A 16,202-nucleotide genomic window follows, 5' to 3' on the forward strand; every position below is an offset into this window, starting at 1 on the left:
GGGATCACACGTGGTGGTGCACCCGCTGGAAGACGTCCACGTAGTGCGCCTCGAGCCGACGCTCGGCGAGCCGCAGGCCCACCAGCAGCACCACGACCCCGATCACCAGGGAGAGCACCCCGGCGCCGATCAGGATCATCGGCCCGTCGACGACGAGCCCCCAGATCGCGACGCCGACCGCAGGAAGCTGCGGGACGAACACGGCGGCCGTCGCCAGTCCCATCGCGAGCATCGCGCTCGCGTTCGAGGACGAGCGGTCCTTCATCGGGTTCGTGCCGGGAGCGGCCGTCGGGTACGGCATGATCGTCCCGATCAGGGACGACGCGCCCCAGCCGCCCATCATCAGCCCGAGCGCGCCGAGCAGGATCATGGGCACCAGGTCCGGTCGGCCCATGAGGATCGGGATCACGATCGCGGCGAGCACCAGGAACGGCACGGTGAACACGGCCATCGCGGCGATCCGACCGCGCAGGTTCGCACGGGCCGGGACCCCCGCGGTGATGTTCACCCAGCCCGCGGGCCCGTCGAAGCCGATCTCGTTCGCGAGCGTGATCCCGCTGATCGCCGCCACCAGCAGCACGCCCATGAACGGCGTGACGCGGTTGTTCTCGTTGATCAGGCCCATCGCCACGAAGAAGACGAGCATGACCGGCATGATCACGACCGAGGCGAGGTAGCGGGAATCGCGCCGCCAGTAGCGCAGGGAGCGGCCCATGACCGCGCCGAACGCGCTCGAGCGCACGAAGCGCGGCACCAGGGCGGAGACCTTCGCGCTGCCGGAGGAGGCATCGCCGACCAGGGCCTCGCGCATCGCCAGGTCGATGCTGCGGCGCCACCACAGCCACACCAGCACGATGGTGGCCGCTCCGATCACCGCGCGGACGAGCGCGGGGAGCACGGCGCCCTGGGCGAGGTCGACGGGTACGGAGAACAGCGCGCCGAAGGGGGTCCACGCCCCGATCTGCGCCCCGGTGGCGAGCACCCTCGACCACAGGGAGATGTTCGCGCCGTCGAGCGACTGCCCCAGCAGGCTGATGCCGTAGAGGGCGCCCAGCATGACGACGATGCCGATCACGCCGCCCACCTCGCGGCCGCGCCGCGAGGAGGAGCGCGAGGCCTGGTGCGCGAGGACCGCGCGCGGCAGCAGCAGGCAGAGCACGATGCCGGCGAGGTGGGCGGGGACCAGGGCGATGATCGCGAGGACCATCCAGATGGGCCCGGCCGCATGCATCGCCGCCCAGATGATGACGCCGACGCTCGTGATCGCGACCCCGAGCACGGTGAACAGGGTGGGCAGGCTGATGGCTCCGGCGGCCAGCATCCCCGGCTGGAGCTCCCGTGCGGTGCGCGGGTACAGGGCCAGCTTGCGGGGGTCCAGGGAGTCGTCGACGCCGAAGGCGAACAGCGGCAGCAGCAGCCAGACCAGCACGAGCGCCGTGCCCAGCGCGCGGACGGCGGTGGGGAACACGGACCCGTCGGCGTCCATGACGACCGTCGCGACGACCAGGGCGACCAGGGTGGCCATCCCGCCCAGTCCGTAGAGGCCGCCGAAGACGGTGCCGACGATCTTGCCGACGTTCTTGCGGAACGAGCGGCGCCACAGGATCCACTTCAGCCGCATGAGCAGCCGCACGAGCGCCATGCCGCGCACGCTGCCGTGCAGGGAGCCTCCTGCGGTGGTGATGTCGGAGGTCCCGGAGGCCCCGGAGGTGCGGGCGCTGTCCGCGGCGCCGAAGGGGCCTCCCGCCGGCGCCCCGTGCTCGTCGGTCCTCATGACTGCAGCCATGACAGGCTCCCCTCCTCGACCTCGCCCGCTCCGACGAGGTCCATGAAGCGCTGCACGAGGCTGCCGCCGGCGCGGACCTCCTCGAGCGTGCCGTCGGCGAGGATCTCTCCGCGCGCGATGATCGCGACGTGCGAGCACAGCTCCTCGACGAGCTCCATGACGTGGCTCGAGAGCACCACGGTGCCGCCGCCGGCGACGAAGGCGCGCAGGATCTGGCGGATCCGCTGCCCGGAGACCGGGTCCACGGCCTCGAGCGGCTCGTCGAGCACGAGCAGGCGAGGGGCGTGGATGAGAGCGCAGGCCAGCAGGATCTTCTTCGTCATGCCGGCCGAGTAGTCGACGACGAGCTTGCCGTCCTCCCCGGCGAGGTCCATGGCCTCCAGCAGCGAGGTGCTGCGCTCGTCGACGATCGCGGGGTCCATGCCCCGGATCAGGCCGACGTAGGTGAGCAGCTCGCGCCCGGTGAGGCGGTCGAAGGTGCGCAGGCCGTCGGCCAGCACCCCCATCTGCGCCTTGGCGCGCTCGGGCTCGCTCCACATGTCGGCGCCCAGCACGTGCGAGCTGCCGCCGTCGGGCCGCAGCAGGCCGGTCGCCATCGACAGTGTCGTGGTCTTGCCCGCGCCGTTGGGGCCGACGATCCCGTAGAAGGCACCGCGCGGGATCGACAGCGAGATGCCGTGCACGACCTCGGTGCCGTCGAAGGACTTGCGCAGACCGTCGACGTGCAGAGCGGGCTCTGCGCCGGGCGGGGCGGTGGATGCGGGGCTCGCGCCGCCGGTCGCGGCGGCACTCGGTTCGTGGACCGGGACTGTGGGCTGGCTCATGCTCGAAGACTACGGGGGAGGCCGCGGGAGGCTCGACCATCCGTCGGCGGTGCGCGCACCCGACCTAAGTCGGTGACGCCGCGGGCGACCGGGACGATCGACCGCGGTGCGGGGCGCGGGCATCGGCCGATCGTCTGAGCGCCGGGCCCGTGCGCCGGGAGCGAGCAGATAGAGTGCAACCTGGCCGAGTGCCGACATCCGAGAGGGGAACCTTCCCATGACGACACCCCGTCGCCGATTCGCGGACGCCGAGGGCGCCGACGAATCACCGAGCACCCCGCGCGAGGTCGCGGAGATCCCGATCGGGATCCGACGCCTGGGGGCCTGGTCCTGGCGGCTGATCGTGATCACCGCCGCGGCCGCCCTGATCATCTGGGGCATCCTCAAGATCACGGCCATCGTGATCCCGGTGCTGATCGCGATCCTCGTCGCCTCGCTGCTCTCCCCGCTGGTGGGCCTGCTGACCCGGCACACCTTCCTGGGGCGGGCGGCCGCGAGCGGCGTCGCCCTGGTGGCCCTGATCATCGTGGTGATCGGCATGTTCACGCTGGCCAGCCGCCAGCTGTTCGCGCAGGCCGGCGACATCTACGCCAAGGCCCTCACCGGTGTGCAGACGCTGATCGACTGGTCGAACACCACGTTCAACCTCGACGACTCGATGATCAACAAGGCGACCGACGAGATCCTCGCGAAAGTGCAGGAGAACACGGACTCCCTGATCAGCGGCGCCTTCTCGACGGTCTCGACCGTGGGCAACGTCGTCACGGGCATCGTGATCGCCCTGTTCACCCTGTTCTTCCTGCTCTCGGGCGGCTCGACGATCTGGCGCTGGGTGGTGGGCCTGCTGCCCCCGGCCGCGCGCGTGCCCACCCACGAGGCGTTCCGCCGCGGCTGGAAGGCGCTGTCGGCGTACATGCGCACGCAGATCATGGTCGCCGCGGTCGACGCGACCGGCATCAGCATCGGCATGATCGCCCTCGGCGTGGGCTCCTACGCCGTGCCGATCTGGCTGCTCGTGTTCCTGTTCTCGTTCGTGCCGCTGGTCGGTGCGATCCTCTCGGGCGCCATCGCGATCCTCATCGTGCTGGTGCTCAAGGGCTGGGTCTTCGCGATCATCATGCTCGCGGTGGTCATCGCCGTGCAGCAGATCGAGGGCAACGTCCTCCAGCCCTTCCTCATGGGCAAGGCCGTCGAGCTGCACCCGCTGGCCGTGTTCCTGGGCGTCGCCTCGGGCGCGATGATCGCCGGCATCGCGGGCGCCCTGTTCGCGATCCCCGTGATCGCCTTCGTCAACGCCACGCTGCTGTACATGACGGGGCGCGACCCCTCACCCGACCTGGGCCTCGACGAGACCGTCGACGCGCAGCTCACCGCCCCGCCGCAGCCCAAGAAGCACGAGGAGTCCCCCCGCGAGGCGAAGCGCCGCGCGAAGGCCGAGTCCTCGAAGGCGCAGGCCGCCGCGCTGCGCGAGGAGTCGGCCGAGGAGGTCGCGAGCAGCGCGGCCCCGAAGCACGGCGAGGAGCCCCGCGCAGGGGAGTGACTCCGCCGCACCGGACCGCCGGGTACGGAGATGGCCGGGTCTGCCGTCGGAACCATGGGGTTCCGGCACGCAGACCCGGCCTTCGTCGTCCGGTCGTCCGTCGCGGCGCACGGGGCGCCCGACGGATGGCTCAGGCGCGGTAGGGCTTCGCGGAGATGATCTCGATCGTCAGCGAGCGGCCGTTGGGCGCCTCGTAGTCGATGCTCTCGCCGACCTTCGAGCCGTTGATCGCCGATCCCAGCGGGGACTCGGTCGAGAAGACCTCGAGGTCCTCGCCGTCGTCCGCGATCTCGCGGTTGCCCAGCAGGAACGTGCGGTCCTTGCCGGCCATCGAGATCTTCACGACCATGCCCGGCTCGACGACGCCGTCGTCCTTCGGGGTCTCGCCGACGACCGCGTTCTTCAGCAGGTGGGTGAGCTCCGCGATGCGAGCCTCGTTCTTCCCCTGCTCCTCGCGGGCCGCGTGGTAGCCGCCGTTCTCCTTGAGGTCGCCCTCGTCGCGAGCCGCGGCGATGCGCTCGGCGATCTCGGTGCGACGGGGCCCCTCGAGCTCGGCGAGCTCCGCGGTGAGGCGGTCGTAGGCGTCCTGGGTGAGCCAGGAACCAGTGGGCTGGCTGCTCATGCGAACACTCCTGATGTCTTGTCGCGGGCGGCCGCCCTCGGCGGACGCCCGACACAGTTCACGGGGCACATGTTGCGCATGCGCCCCGTGTGCGGGTGATGAAGACCGACGCGCTGTCGGTATCAGAGCATCGTACAACGGATGCGACCGGCGCCCCCAACGGTGCGGCGCGTCGGACACCTGGGATCCGGGCCCGGTCGCGGGCCCCGGTGCCGCGATCCCGGCCGGCGGAGGATCAGGCCTTCTGGCAGCTGATGACCTCGGCGCTGACCGCCTCGCCCTGGGTGTCGATGTCCACGGTGCGCACGACCTGCCGCTCGGGGCCCCCGGGGATCTCCACCTCGCGGAAGCCCACCTGCGCACGACCCGCGTTCAGCGCCTGCACCGTGCACGTGGCGTCGACGCCGGGGCTGCGGGTGAGCTGGAAGGTCAGCGAGATCGTGTCGTCGTCGACGTGGTCGTAGCCGACGTCCTTCGCGGTCACGGGCTGGTCCGCGAAGCGGTAGCCGACGAAGGCGAGCACGGCGAGGAACACGACGGCCCCGATCACGAACAGCACGCGCGCGGTGCGCCGGGGCACCAGCGGGCCACCGTAGCGGGAGGCGAGCGGATCGGTGGATCCCGTGGGGGTGCTCGGAGCGTGCGCGTCCATGCGCCCATCCTCCCAGATCGGACCTGGGCCCGACGCGCGAGTGGCGGGGGTCTCGGCCTCCGCCCCAGTCCGGGACCAGGCAGGTGGCGTACCCTCGGCTGGTGCGGAGACGCGCCCGATCCCGGGCCGTCGGCCCCGCCCGCGGCGAGGCCCTGAGCCCCGCCCGCGGACCCGTCCGAGCGACGGGACGAGACCCGTCCCGCCCGACGGGACCAGAGCTGTCCGACCCCGACCCGGTGAAGGTGGAAACGTGCCCGACCTCGAGCCCGAGAGCGACGACCGGCTGCGCATGGTCGCCGTGCATGCCCACCCCGACGACGAGTCGAGCAAGGGGGCGGGGTCGATGGCCAAGTACGTGCGCGAGGGCGCGCAGGTCACCGTCATCACCTGCACCGGCGGGGAGCGCGGCGACATCCTCAACCCCAAGCTCGCCGACGACGAGGAGATCCTCGCGGACCTGCCCGCGGTGCGCCGCACCGAGATGGCCGCCGCGCAGAGGGTCCTGGGCGTGGACCACGAGTGGCTCGGGTTCGTCGACTCGGGCCTGCCCGAGGGCGATCCCCGCCCCGAGCTGCCCGAGGGATGCTTCGCGCGCGTGAGCGTCGAGGAGGGCGCGCGGCCCCTGGTCGCCGCGATCCGCCGACTGCGTCCGCATGTGCTCACCACGTACGACGAGAACGGCGGCTACCCGCACCCCGACCACATCCAGTGCCACCGGATCAGCGTGCTCGCCTTCGAGCGGGCCGCGGACCCCGAGTACGCGCCCGAGCTCGGCGAGCCGTGGGAGGTCTCGAAGATGTACTACATCAACGGCTTCTCCCGCAGCCGCTTCCAGGGCATCGCCGACTTCCTGCGCGGACGCGGCACCCCGGACGAGCAGCTCGAGGAGATGGCCCAGCGCTTCCCCAGCGGCGCCGACCGCCTGGTCACCACCCGCGTGGACATCAGCGACCAGCTCGACATCCGCGACGCCGCGCTGCGCGCCCACGCCACCCAGGTGGATCCCGAGGGCTTCTTCTTCCACATCCCCAACGACGTCCTGCGCGAGTCGCACTGGGCGACCGACGACTACGAGCTGCGCACCTCGCGCATCGGCGTGACCCTGCCCGAGACCGACCTGTTCGCGGGTCTGCGATGAGCGCCGGGCTGATGAGCGCCGGGACGATCGGGCTCGCGACGTCGGGCGGACGGCTGCTCGCCGCGCCCTCGGACTCCGGGGACATGACCGCGACGACCGTCACGCCGGGCCTGCCGGCCTTCATCGTGATGTTCGTGCTGGCCGCCGCCATCGTGCTGCTCGCCCTCGACATGACGCGCCGCGTGCGCCGCATCCAGGCCCGCTCGCGCGCCGAGGGGCATCTCGCCGAGGAGGGCCGGGGCGAGGGCGCCGGGTCTGCCGACGGGGCCGAGCCTGCGGACTCGACCGAGCCTGTGGACGGGACTGAGCCTGCGGATGGGGCAGGGCCTGCCGACGGGGCAGCGCCTGCCGATGAGAACCGGCCTGCCGACGGGGAGGCGCCGTCGGACGACGGGGATTCCGAGGGCGGCGAAGGCGGTCGTCCGCGCGACTGAGCGGCCCGTCATCCCGTCATCCCGTCGGCCCCGTCGCTCGTCGTCGACCGGGATCGGACGACCGGGGTCAGACGACCACCGGGGTCAGATGACCGCGATCGCGACCGCGACGAAGTGGCAGACGAAGCCCGCGATCGTGAACGCGTGGAAGATCTCGTGGTAGCCGAACCACGCCGGTGACGGGTCGGGCCGCTTGAGGCCGTAGACGAGCGCGCCGAGCGTGTATGCGATGCCGCCGGCGATGATCAGCCAGGCCACGGCCCAGCCGCCGCCCGCGATGATCTGCGGCATGTAGAAGATCGCCACCCAGCCCAGCGCCACGTACGCGGGCACGTAGAGCCAGCGCGGCGCACTGGTCCAGAAGATGCGGAAGCCCACGCCGATCAGGGCGCCCGCCCAGCAGATCACCAGCAGGGTGACTGCCGAGCGCGGCTGCAGCATCGATGCGGCGATCGGCGTGTAGGTGCCCGCGATGATGAGGAAGATGTTGGCGTGGTCGAAGCGCCGCAGCATGAGCGCGTGCTCGGCGCGCCAGGTGCCGCGGTGGTAGGTCGCGCTCACGCCGAACAGCAGGCACGAGGTCAGCACGAAGACCGCGCACGCGAGCCGGGTGGGCAGGTCGTCGCCGAGCGCGACCAGCAGCAGCCCGGCGATCAGCGCCGCCGGCAGGGCGAGCATGTGCAGCACGCCGCGAAGGCGGGGCTTGGGCAGGGCCAGTCCCAGCTCCTTCGCGCGGCGCGCCATCTGGCGGGTCAGCTCGCGCGGGGCGAAGGGATGCGTCGACGCAGTCGGGATCTGGTCGTCCTCGAGGACCGACGGCGGCCCGGCCGGAGTGATCGGGCGCCGAGCCGCCTCCGAGACGCTGTCGCGATGGGTCTCGGAGTCGGGGGAGCGGTGGGGTGCCAGGGCCATGCCGTGAGCGTAACCTACGGTTCCGTAAGTGGGGAGTGCGCCGTCTGTGGCGGTGCTGTGAAGAGCGGCCGCGTCCTTGCCGCACCACCGGTGCGCATGGTCGATAATGGAGCGTCCTCGCCGTGCGGGCGCGGACACGACGGGCAGACGAGTCGGGACGCGCGAGAGGGGGAGCTGGTCGTGGACGATGACGGGATCCTCTACCGCGTGTACGAGAAGCGGCTGATCAAGGAGCTCGACGCCTACCAGCTGCCCCAGCACCTCGGCGTCATCGTCGACGGGAACCGGCGCTGGGCCAAGGCCTCGGGCATCACCACCGCCGAGGGTCATCGCCAGGGCGGAGCGAAGATCACCGAGTTCCTCACCTGGTGCGAGGAGCTCGAGATCCCGCTGGTCACCGTGTGGATGCTCTCCACCGACAACCTGCGCCGCGGGGCCGACGAGCTCGCGCTGCTGTTCGAGATCATCGCCGAGACCGTCGAGTCGATCGCGGGCGCGGGCTACACCGTGCGCCTGGCCGGATCCGTCGAGTCCCTGCCCGAGGCGACCCGGGAGCGCGTGGCTGCCGTGCAGGAGCGCTCGACCCCGTCGAAGTCCCTCACCGTGAACGTCGCGATCGGCTACGGCGGCCGCGAGGAGATCGTCGACGCGGTCCGCGAGCTCGTGCGCGACCTCGGCGCCGAGGGCCGCAGCCCCGATGAGATCGCCGAGGCCATCTCCATGGAGGGCATCGGCGAGCACCTCTACACGCGCGGCCAGCCCGACCCGGACCTCATCATCCGCTCCTCGGGCGAGCAGCGGCTCTCCGGGTTCCTCATGTGGCAGTCCGCCCACTCGGAGTTCTGGTTCTGCGAGACCAATTGGCCGGGCTTCCGGCGCGTGGACCTGCTGCGCGCCCTGCGCGACTACTGCCAGCGCGAGCGCCGCTTCGGCGCGTGAGGCGGGCGCCGCGCCGTCGGGCGGACCCGTCGTCGGGCGGACCCATCGGCGGAGGGAGCCGTCGGCGGACGGACGCGTCGGCGGACGGACGCGCCCCGTCGGACCGGCCCATCGGCGAACGGACGATGACGGCCTCGTGAATGCTGCGGCGGCGCACACGCCGCCGGGCGCGTCGTGCCGCGCGTCACACCTCGCGCGGAGTAGGTTCGCGGCAAGCGCTCCGATCGGGCCGCATCCCCAGTCTTCCCCTCCGAGGGGACGCGGCAGACCGCACGGGGCTGATCACGGACGGAGGCTCCCGATGACCGACACCACCACGACCGCCCCCCAGGGCACGACGGCGCAGGATCCGGGCGAGGCGCACCTCGCCGAGCAGGGCCCGACCACGATCGACACCGCGCGGCCCGCCGCGCGGGAGGCCGGGCAGGACCCGTTCGGGGCGGAGGGGGACGGCGGCCATCCGGTGGCCGTGGTGCGATCCCTCGAACCCGGGGGCGCCCAGGAGGCCCTGCCCGACCTCGAGGTCGGCACTCTCACCTACGTGCTGGACACCTCCGTGCTGCTCTCGGACCCGCAGGCGCTGGTCCGCTTCGCCGAGCACGACATCGTCCTGCCGATCGTCGTCATCACCGAGCTCGAGTCCAAGCGCCACCATCCCGACCTCGGATTCTTCGCCCGGCAGTCGCTGCGGATCCTCGACGACCTGCGCGATCGCCACGGCAACCTCTCCGTCCCGCTGCCGATCGGCGAGGACGGCGGCCACGTGCACGTCGAGCTCAACCACTCCTCCGACCGCTCGCTGCCCGACGGCTTCCGGCTCGGCGACAACGACACCCGCATCCTCGCCGTCGCCAAGAACCTGCAGCTCGAGGGCAAGAGCGTCGTGCTCGTCTCCAAGGACCTTCCGATGCGCATCAAGGCATCGGCCTGCGGCATCCACGCCGAGGAGTACCGCGCCGAGCTCGCCCGCGACCGCGGATACACCGGCATGGTCACCGCGAGCGTCGGCGAGGAGGAGATGACCGCGCTCTACGACGGCAGCGACGTGGAGATCCCCGAGGTCTCCCATCGCCCGGTCCACACCGGCGTCACCATGACGAGCCCCCGCGGCAGCGGCCTCGGACGCGTCACCCGCGAGGGCAGCGTGCGGCTCGTCCCGGGCGACCAGGGCGTCTTCGGCGTCCACGGACGCAGCGCCGAGCAGCGCATCGCGATCGACCTGCTGCTGGACGAGTCCATCGGCATCGTCTCCCTGGGCGGCCGCGCCGGCACGGGCAAGAGCGCGCTCGCCCTGTGCGCCGGGCTCGAGGCGGTCCTCGAGAAGCGCACGCAGCGCAAGATCATGGTGTTCCGCCCGCTCTACGCGGTGGGCGGCCAGGAGCTCGGCTTCCTGCCCGGCGACCAGGGCGAGAAGATGGGGCCCTGGGGAGAGGCCGTCTTCGACACCCTGGGCTCGATGGTCAGCCAGAACGTGATCGACGAAGTGCTCAGCCGCGGCATGCTCGAGGTGCTCCCGCTGACGCACATCCGCGGGCGCTCCCTGCACGACGCCTTCGTGATCGTCGACGAGGCCCAGTCCATGGAGCGCAACGTGCTGCTGACCATGCTCTCGCGCATCGGCCAGAAGTCCCGCGTGGTCCTCACCCACGACGTCGCGCAGCGCGACAACCTGCGCGTGGGCCGCTACGACGGCATCGCGAGCGTGGTCGAGGCCCTCAAGGGCAGCGAGCTCTTCGCCCACATGACCCTGCAGCGCTCCGAGCGCTCCAAGGTCGCCGAGCTGGTCACGCACGTGCTGGATGCGCCGGTGATGTGAGGTCGCGGTCGTCGTCGCGGTCGCGTCGCGGCGGCGGGCGCGGGCGCGTCGCGGGGGCGTGGGGTCGCGCGGCCACGGCGCAGGGGCCGAGTCCGCGGGCCGCGTCAGGTGCGCGGGTCGTTGACGGCTTCGGAGGTGTCACCGAAAGGCTGGTGGTGAGGAGCCGTGGCAATATCGCCACGGCTCCTCACCACAGGCCCGTCCGTGACAACGCCCCCGCCGGACCGTTCGCGAAATGCCCCCTGGGGCCGCCCGGGACACGGCACCGTAGGCCGTCCGTCGGATCTGGGAGCGGACCACGCTGAGTGCGTCGTCGCGGTCGCGGTCGCAGTCGCAGTCGTTGTTGCGGCCTCGGGCGATGCACTCTGTCGGGGGCGAACTCCCGTTCGTTCCTCCCCATGGCGCGGTCATCCACATTCGATCGAGCGGACTGCCGCGCACGTGGGACTGCTGGTCCGATCGGGGTATGCGAATACGGGGCGTCATCCACAAACGGGACCTGGGGAGGCTCTATCCAGACCCGCGTGAGCGCAGGGTTCTTCGGCGCAGAGGGGCCTTTCGCTCCGCTGGATCGTGGTACGTGACACCGGAGGCACCGGAGGACCTCGTCGCGGTGCTTGAGCAGGGTGTACGTCCCACCTGCGTCGATGCGGCGGCGCTGCACGGCCTCTGGACACCGCTGGTGGACGGGGTCCATGCATTCGCTCCCCGTTGCGTCGAGGGCGATCCCCATGGGCCTCAGCTGCTGCCTATCCGCCGACGGCTCGACCCCCGGACCGGAGAGCTCGTCCTGCCGCCAGAAGCGGACAGTCGAGGTCGACCTCGACGGCGTCAGTCCCTCGTCCTCCACACTCCCAGCCAGCGTGCGTGGCCGGACCTGGAGCCGGTGCCGGACATCGGGCGGACCCTGGACCACGCCGCACGATGCCTGGACACGGTGGATGCCGCGATCCTCATCGAGTCGGCACTGAACAAGCACGTCCTCGACTCATTCGCGCTCGAGGGGCTGTTGGCCGGGCTTCCACATCGATTCGGCGGACCGCTGCATCGGGTCCGGAGCGACGCACAGTCCGGCACCGAGACGGCAGTGCGCTGGTGGTTCGAACAACGGCAGGTCTCGGTGCGGACCCAGGTGCAGCTGCTGCCCGGAGTGCGGGTCGACATCCTGGTGGGCACGAACTGGGTGATCGAATGCGACAGTCGGACGTTCCATGATGATCCCGATCAGTATCGGGAGGACCGACGCCGGGACTTGGCGCTTGCTGCGCTCGGCTACCGCGTCACCCGCTTGACCTGGGAGCAGGTCTTCATCGACTGGGAGAACACGCAGCAGATGCTGCTGGCGATGCTGCGTCGACGCGAGCACCGCCGCCCGCTGCGGGCGTGATGTGAACGGGGGGAGGGGCCCTGCGAGAGGACGGGTTCGCTGTCACCGAGGGGCCGATGGTGAGGAGCTGTGGCAATATCGCCACGGCTCCTCACCATCGGCCCGTCCGCAACCGGTACCTGGAGATATGGCGAGGGACGGCGGGAGGGGGGGCGGGCCCCGTCTCCGACCGCATGCCCAGCGGCCGACATGCGGGATCCCGACACCTGTCGCCGGTCTCCGGCGTTCACCGAGCAGACCAGAGGGCCCGCACTCCGCGACGGAGTGCGGGCCCTCTGACGAACATGGGCGCCCGGCGTCGATGCAGCTTCCGGCGTCGGTCCGGCCTCTGGGCGGATCAGGCCTTCGGGGCAGTCATCGAGAGCACGTCGAGGGCGTCGTCGAGCTGCTGCTCGGTGAGCTCGCCGCGCTCGACGAAGCCGAGGGCGATGGTCGCCTCGCGCACGGAGACCTGCTCCTTCACGGCGTGCTTGGCGATCTTCGCGGCGCTCTCGTAGCCGATCAGCTTGTTCAGCGGGGTGACGATCGAGGGGGATGCCTCGGCGTAGAAGCGGGCCTTCTCCTCGTTCGCGATGAGCCCGTCGACCGTCTTGTCGGCGAGCACCTTCGAGGCGTTCGCGAGCAGGCGGATCGACTCGAGCAGGCTCGTGCCCATCAGGGGGATCTGCACGTTCAGCTCGAAGGAGCCCTGCGCGCCGCCCCAGGCGACGGACGCGTCGTTGCCGATGACCTTCGCGCACACCTGCAGCACGGCCTCGGGGATCACGGGGTTGACCTTGCCGGGCATGATCGAGGAGCCGGGCTGCAGGTCGGGGATCGCGATCTCCCCGAGGCCCGTGTTCGGGCCCGAGCCCATCCAGCGCAGGTCGTTGCAGATCTTCGTGAGCGAGACGGCGATGGTGCGCAGCGCGCCGGACATCTCGACCAGGCCGTCGCGCGCGGACTGCGCCTCGAAGTGGTCGCGGGCCTCCGTCAGCGGCAGCCCGGTCTGCTCGGCGAGGTTCGCGATGACCTTCTGCGGGAAGCCGGCGGGAGTGTTGATGCCGGTGCCGACGGCGGTGCCGCCCTGGGGGACCTCCGCCGTGCGGGGGAGCGCGGCCTGCACGCGCTCGATGCCGTAGCGGATCTGGGCCGCGTAGCCGCCGAACTCCTGGCCCAGGGTCACCGGGGTGGCGTCCATGAGGTGCGTGCGGCCCGACTTCACGACGCTCTTCCACGCCTCGGCCTTCGCCTCGAGAGAGGCGGCGAGGTGCTCGAGGGCGGGCAGCAGGGTCTTCACGACCGAGCTGGTCACGGCCACGTGCACCGAGGTCGGGAAGACGTCGTTCGAGGACTGGGAGGCGTTGACGTGGTCGTTGGGGTGGACCTTCTGGCCCGACGCCGTCGACGCGATCGTCGCGAGCACCTCGTTCATGTTCATGTTCGAGCTCGTGCCCGAGCCGGTCTGGTACGTGTCGATCGGGAACTGGTCGTCGTGCGAGCCGGCGATCACCTCGTCGGCCGCGGAGATGATGGCGTCCGCGATCGCGGCGTCGAGCACGCCGAGATCCTCGTTCGCGCGGGCCGCAGCCTTCTTCACCTGGGCGAGCGCGTGGATGTGGGCGGGCTCGAGCCCCTGGCCGGAGATCGGGAAGTTCTCGACGGCGCGCTGCGTCTGGGCGCCGTACAGGGCGTCGACCGGGACGCGCACCTCACCCATGGTGTCGTGCTCGATGCGGTACTCGGGCTGGGTCATGGAGGAACTCCTTCGTTCGTCGGTGCTGCGAGGGCCGGGCCCCGCGAGGTGATCGATGGTGACCCTCGGACCGTATCCGACCGAGGTGACGGCGCGGTGGCCGATGGGGCGTTCGGGTGACGCGGTGATCAGTGAGATCGGTGGGTGCAGCGCAATCGGTGAGTCCGGCGACCGGCGACCGGCGACCGGCGACCGGCGACGGGCGACCGGCGGTGCGCGGTCAGCGGGGCAGGGGGCTGCCGTCGGTCCGGTCCTCGAGCTCGTCGGCCCAGGGCGGGTTCGCGCCGGGCCGCGAGACGGTGACGGCGGAGAGGGCGGCGGCATGACCGAGGACGTCCTGCAGCACCGCGGTGTCGGCCGCGGCCAGGGCCTCTCGCCGACGCGCGCCCAGCAGATCGCGGGATGCGAGGGCGTCGAGGATCCCCGCGGAGTAGGTGTCGCCCGCGCCCACGGTGTCGGCGACGTCGACGCGCACGGGATCCACCGGTATCCGACCGTCGGGCCCGAAGCCGACCGCTCCGTCCCCGCCGCGGGTCATCGCTACGACACTGGGGCCGAGGTCGCGCCAGGAGGCGGCGACGTCCTCGACGTCATCGGTGCCGTAGAGCCAGGCGATGTCCTCATCGCTCGACTTCACGATGTCGCAGCGGCCGATGAGCGCCTCGATCAGCGGACGCACCGTCGCGGGCTCGCCCATGAGGTCGGGCCGGATGTTCGGGTCGTAGCTGAGCGTCGCGGAGTCGCGGTATGCGTCGAGGACGTCCGCGACCACACAGCTGCCCGGGGCGAGCACGGCGGCGATCGACGAGGTGTGGACGGCGTCGAGGCCGGAGGGGAGACCGGAGGGGTCCGGATCCCAGACCAGGTCGAAGGTGTACTGGGCCGCGCCGTCGGCCCCGACCCGCGCCTGCGCGGTCGAGGTGGGACGATCGTCGATGCTGCCCGGGGTGAGCACGACGCGCGAGGACTCGACGTGCTCGCGGATGTCCCGCCCGCGGGCGTCGTCGCCGATGCGGGTGAGCAGGTGCGAGACGTGCCCGAGCCGGCCCAGCGCGACCGCGACGTTCATGGGCGACCCGCCGGGGTACTCGGCGGGCGGCTCGCCCGGGCGCAGGACGATGTCCGTGAGCGATTCTCCGACGGTGAGAAAAGTGGCCTTCACGGCATAGATCTTGGCATTTTTCGCGGCACGGGGCGAACGCGCGACAATGCGTGCATGCCGACACCGAAGGATCCGAGCGCCCAGGCCTCCGAGCACAGGCCCGAGCCCGTGCCCGAGAGCGCCGAGGGTGCCGAGGGCGCCGAGGGTGTCGAGAAGGAAGGCGCCGACGCCACGCCCTCGTCCGCTCCCGCGGCCGCGCCGGCTCCTGCGCCGCGCAAGCGCTCGCCGTACTCGATGAGCAAGGGCGACGCCTCGATGCGCAACATCGCCTGGGCGCTCGGCCTCACGCTCGGCTGCGTGGCCGTGGTCGGCGTGATCTTCTTCGGCGTGGGGCGCAGCGTGGACCGCGAGATCCCCGAGACCTCCCGCCTGGATGTCGGCGCGAGCGCGCAGCGCGCCCAGGAGCAGGCGCCGTTCGCTGTCGCGCAGCCCGCGCTCGGCAGCAGCTGGACTCCTCGTGCCGCGGACTACACGGCGGGCGATCGGCCGACGTGGGAGCTGCGCTTCACCTCGCCCTCGAACTCGCTGGTCACGATCGTGGAGAGCGAGGAGATGTCCGCGGCGGACCTCTCCTCGCAGCTGCCCGGGGCCGACGTGACCGGCGACGTCACGATCGAGGGCGCGGACTGCCAGCGCGTGAGCGGGGAGGACGAGGAGCACGGCATCACGTGCCAGGGCGACGGCTGGGCCGTCATCGTCCACGGCGCCGCCGACGACGGCGAGCTCGACACCGCGGCGAAGGCGACCGTGCGCAGCATCGAGGACGGCGGCACCGCGGGGTCCTGAGCGTCGGGTCGTCGCGATGACGCAGCGACATCGTCGGCGAGGTGCGCCCGCCCACTCAGCGCCGGACGGCCGCCGTGCTCAGCGCCGGGCCTGGACCGCCTCCTCGAGCTTCTGACGGGCCCCGTCGAGCCACTGCTGGCAGCGGCGGGCGAGCATCTCGCCGCGCTCCCACAGGGCGATCGACTCCTCGAGCCCTCCCTGCCCGGACTCCAGGCGGCGCACCACCTCGACGAGCTGATCGCGGGCGGCTTCGTAGCTGAGGGCGGCGACGTCCTCGGGGAGCTCCTGCGCGGCGTCGGATGCCGGGTCGGCGGCGGGATCGGTCGCGGCGCTCTCCGCGGCGGGAGCGTCCGTCGAAGGATCGTCCGTCGCGGGGTCCTCGGGCGTGGTGCTCATCGGTTCTCCTCGGGGGCATCGGGCTGGTCGGTGGCGTCGGTGGGGCCGGTGGGGCCGGTGGATTCGGCGAGAT

The 16,202-nt window shown here is 71.7% G+C and carries 15 protein-coding genes; 7 read left to right on the forward strand and 8 right to left on the reverse strand.

Going from position 1 to position 16,202, the window contains the following annotated elements; all coding sequences use genetic code 11:
- Positions 1-4 precede the first annotated feature (4 nt).
- Positions 5-1,786 (reverse strand): hypothetical protein, encoded by a 1,782-nt coding sequence (locus MHY49_RS04470; protein WP_239202889.1) that lies wholly within the window; start codon positions 1,784-1,786, stop codon positions 5-7.
- A complete protein-coding gene (locus tag MHY49_RS04475; protein WP_239202890.1) occupies positions 1,771-2,610 on the reverse strand; it encodes an ABC transporter ATP-binding protein in 840 nt (279 codons plus the stop codon). The genes MHY49_RS04470 and MHY49_RS04475 overlap by 16 nt, the downstream gene beginning before the upstream one ends.
- Positions 2,611-2,827: 217 nt before the next feature.
- Between MHY49_RS04475 and MHY49_RS04480 the strand changes: the two genes are divergently transcribed.
- Entirely contained in the window at positions 2,828-4,150 is a 1,323-nt protein-coding gene (locus MHY49_RS04480) for an AI-2E family transporter (RefSeq protein ID WP_239202891.1), read from the forward strand.
- Between the two features lie 130 nt (positions 4,151-4,280).
- On the opposite strand, the gene greA is transcribed toward MHY49_RS04480, so the two are convergent.
- Together greA and MHY49_RS04490 are read right to left on the reverse strand one after the other, a co-directional pair.
- Complete coding sequence (gene greA, locus MHY49_RS04485) at positions 4,281-4,772, reverse strand: transcription elongation factor GreA (protein ID WP_239202892.1); 492 nt, start codon at positions 4,770-4,772, stop codon at positions 4,281-4,283.
- 235 nt (positions 4,773-5,007) lie between these two features.
- Positions 5,008-5,424 carry a DUF4307 domain-containing protein gene (locus MHY49_RS04490; RefSeq protein ID WP_152351838.1) on the reverse strand — a complete coding sequence of 139 codons (417 nt, stop codon included), beginning with the start codon at positions 5,422-5,424 and terminating at the stop codon, positions 5,008-5,010.
- 289 nt (positions 5,425-5,713) lie between these two features.
- Here MHY49_RS04490 and mca point away from each other — a divergent pair, with 289 nt between their 5' ends.
- Positions 5,714-6,562 carry a mycothiol conjugate amidase Mca gene (mca, locus tag MHY49_RS04495; protein ID WP_239202903.1) on the forward strand — a complete coding sequence of 283 codons (849 nt, stop codon included), beginning with the start codon at positions 5,714-5,716 and terminating at the stop codon, positions 6,560-6,562.
- Positions 6,563-6,573: 11 nt separating this feature from the next.
- Entirely contained in the window at positions 6,574-6,996 is a 423-nt protein-coding gene (locus MHY49_RS04500; protein WP_239202893.1) for a hypothetical protein, read from the forward strand.
- A gap of 84 nt (positions 6,997-7,080) precedes the next feature.
- On the opposite strand, the gene MHY49_RS04505 is transcribed toward MHY49_RS04500, so the two are convergent.
- Positions 7,081-7,908 (reverse strand): hemolysin III family protein, encoded by an 828-nt coding sequence (locus MHY49_RS04505; protein WP_239202894.1) that lies wholly within the window; start codon positions 7,906-7,908, stop codon positions 7,081-7,083.
- Positions 7,909-8,088: 180 nt separating this feature from the next.
- On the opposite strand from MHY49_RS04505, the gene MHY49_RS04510 reads away from it, so the two are divergent.
- The 3 genes from MHY49_RS04510 to MHY49_RS04520 all read left to right on the forward strand — a co-directional run bounded on the left by MHY49_RS04510 (position 8,089) and on the right by MHY49_RS04520 (position 12,050).
- Positions 8,089-8,847, forward strand: coding sequence for an isoprenyl transferase (locus tag MHY49_RS04510; protein WP_239202895.1), 759 nt, complete (start codon positions 8,089-8,091; stop codon positions 8,845-8,847).
- A gap of 301 nt (positions 8,848-9,148) precedes the next feature.
- A complete protein-coding gene (locus MHY49_RS04515; protein ID WP_239202896.1) occupies positions 9,149-10,663 on the forward strand; it encodes a PhoH family protein in 1,515 nt (504 codons plus the stop codon).
- A 580-nt stretch (positions 10,664-11,243) separates the two neighbouring features.
- On the forward strand, positions 11,244-12,050 hold the full coding sequence (locus tag MHY49_RS04520) for an endonuclease domain-containing protein (RefSeq protein ID WP_239202897.1): 807 nt from the start codon (positions 11,244-11,246) through the stop codon (positions 12,048-12,050).
- A gap of 337 nt (positions 12,051-12,387) precedes the next feature.
- Here the strand turns inward: MHY49_RS04520 and MHY49_RS04525 are convergent, their stop codons facing one another.
- Both MHY49_RS04525 and MHY49_RS04530 read right to left on the reverse strand, forming a co-directional pair.
- Positions 12,388-13,785 (reverse strand): aspartate ammonia-lyase, encoded by a 1,398-nt coding sequence (locus MHY49_RS04525; RefSeq protein ID WP_239202898.1) that lies wholly within the window; start codon positions 13,783-13,785, stop codon positions 12,388-12,390.
- Positions 13,786-14,005: 220 nt separating this feature from the next.
- Positions 14,006-14,947: a carbohydrate kinase gene (locus MHY49_RS04530; RefSeq protein ID WP_239202899.1), complete on the reverse strand. Its 942-nt coding sequence runs from the start codon at positions 14,945-14,947 to the stop codon at positions 14,006-14,008.
- Between the two features lie 54 nt (positions 14,948-15,001).
- Here MHY49_RS04530 and MHY49_RS04535 point away from each other — a divergent pair, with 54 nt between their 5' ends.
- The gene (locus MHY49_RS04535) at positions 15,002-15,733 is read left to right on the forward strand and encodes a DUF4245 family protein (RefSeq protein WP_239202900.1); all 732 of its coding nucleotides are present in this window, start codon (positions 15,002-15,004) and stop codon (positions 15,731-15,733) included.
- A gap of 78 nt (positions 15,734-15,811) precedes the next feature.
- Here the strand turns inward: MHY49_RS04535 and MHY49_RS04540 are convergent, their stop codons facing one another.
- Positions 15,812-16,129 carry an exodeoxyribonuclease VII small subunit gene (locus MHY49_RS04540; protein ID WP_239202901.1) on the reverse strand — a complete coding sequence of 106 codons (318 nt, stop codon included), beginning with the start codon at positions 16,127-16,129 and terminating at the stop codon, positions 15,812-15,814.
- Positions 16,130-16,202 lie beyond the last annotated feature (73 nt).

This window comes from Brachybacterium sp. ACRRE, assembly GCF_022346485.1.
Lineage (GTDB): Bacteria > Actinomycetota > Actinomycetes > Actinomycetales > Dermabacteraceae > Brachybacterium > Brachybacterium halotolerans.

Excerpts from the sequence above, each read along its gene's own strand:
- MHY49_RS04470 (WP_239202889.1), bottom strand. The coding sequence starts at position 1,786 with ATGGCTGCAGTCATGAGGACCGACGAGCACGGGGCGCCGGCGGGAGGC.
- MHY49_RS04475 (WP_239202890.1), bottom strand. The coding sequence starts at position 2,610 with ATGAGCCAGCCCACAGTCCCGGTCCACGAACCGAGTGCCGCCGCGACC.
- MHY49_RS04480 (WP_239202891.1), top strand. The coding sequence starts at position 2,828 with ATGACGACACCCCGTCGCCGATTCGCGGACGCCGAGGGCGCCGACGAA.
- greA (WP_239202892.1), bottom strand. The coding sequence starts at position 4,772 with ATGAGCAGCCAGCCCACTGGTTCCTGGCTCACCCAGGACGCCTACGAC.
- MHY49_RS04490 (WP_152351838.1), bottom strand. The coding sequence starts at position 5,424 with ATGGACGCGCACGCTCCGAGCACCCCCACGGGATCCACCGATCCGCTC.
- mca (WP_239202903.1), top strand. The coding sequence starts at position 5,714 with ATGGTCGCCGTGCATGCCCACCCCGACGACGAGTCGAGCAAGGGGGCG.
- MHY49_RS04500 (WP_239202893.1), top strand. The coding sequence starts at position 6,574 with ATGAGCGCCGGGACGATCGGGCTCGCGACGTCGGGCGGACGGCTGCTC.
- MHY49_RS04505 (WP_239202894.1), bottom strand. The coding sequence starts at position 7,908 with ATGGCCCTGGCACCCCACCGCTCCCCCGACTCCGAGACCCATCGCGAC.
- MHY49_RS04515 (WP_239202896.1), top strand. The coding sequence starts at position 9,149 with ATGACCGACACCACCACGACCGCCCCCCAGGGCACGACGGCGCAGGAT.
- MHY49_RS04525 (WP_239202898.1), bottom strand. The coding sequence starts at position 13,785 with ATGACCCAGCCCGAGTACCGCATCGAGCACGACACCATGGGTGAGGTG.
- MHY49_RS04535 (WP_239202900.1), top strand. The coding sequence starts at position 15,002 with ATGCCGACACCGAAGGATCCGAGCGCCCAGGCCTCCGAGCACAGGCCC.
- MHY49_RS04540 (WP_239202901.1), bottom strand. The coding sequence starts at position 16,129 with ATGAGCACCACGCCCGAGGACCCCGCGACGGACGATCCTTCGACGGAC.